General features: G+C 40.3%; 1 protein-coding gene. It reads left to right on the plus strand.

Going from position 1 to position 598, the window contains the following annotated elements; translation table 11 throughout:
* Positions 1 to 76 precede the first annotated feature (76 nt).
* The gene (locus tag R7Z77_RS26875) at positions 77 to 475 is read left to right on the plus strand and encodes a hypothetical protein (RefSeq protein WP_025502162.1); all 399 of its coding nucleotides are present in this window, start codon (positions 77 to 79) and stop codon (positions 473 to 475) included.
* Positions 476 to 598: the final 123 nt, after the last annotated feature.

Here is a 598-nt window from a genome sequence, read left to right on the forward strand (position 1 = left end):
CATTCTTATTCAGAACCATTGATGAATATTCACACATACCAAAGCATAATGCTGAAATACTGAAAAAGAGGTCAGTATGACATTGAATAATACGCGAGTAAGGGAATTACTCATTAAAATGGCGCACCATCGCCAAACGTGTTTACCGCTTGTCGATCCTCATTCACATATGAATATTGCTCGATCAGCCTATCGGTTCGTTAAAATAGAAAAAGTGATGATCAAAAAAATGGTCGATCTATTTTTTGATCAAAATGGCGACGACTTTATCGCAGAACACGCCAACAAAACGGGAATTGCTACTCTCGGTAATTATAAAGAGATGCATTTTATGAACGCGCAATTACTGAATGAGTTAAAACAGCTCCTCCGAGAGTTGGATGATGCCAACTTAACAGCGCTGATCTCGTACTGGGTGGCGGCGTTACAAGTCGAAAACGACGAGCTGGAAAAACATTTACCCCAAGGTGAGTAGCTCTGCTCACCTTTTTCCTTCGTTTACCTTCTCTATTTTTGCCCTTCTATCTGTTGCTTTGTCTATTCTATATCGACCCACAAGGACTTTGCTTACTTTCTGCATCTATCCACATCCACCATT

This window comes from Vibrio sp. 1401 (assembly GCF_033340295.1).

Coding starts and splice junctions, on each gene's coding strand:
- R7Z77_RS26875 (WP_025502162.1), top strand. CDS start 77: ATGACATTGAATAATACGCGAGTAAGGGAATTACTCATTAAAATGGCG.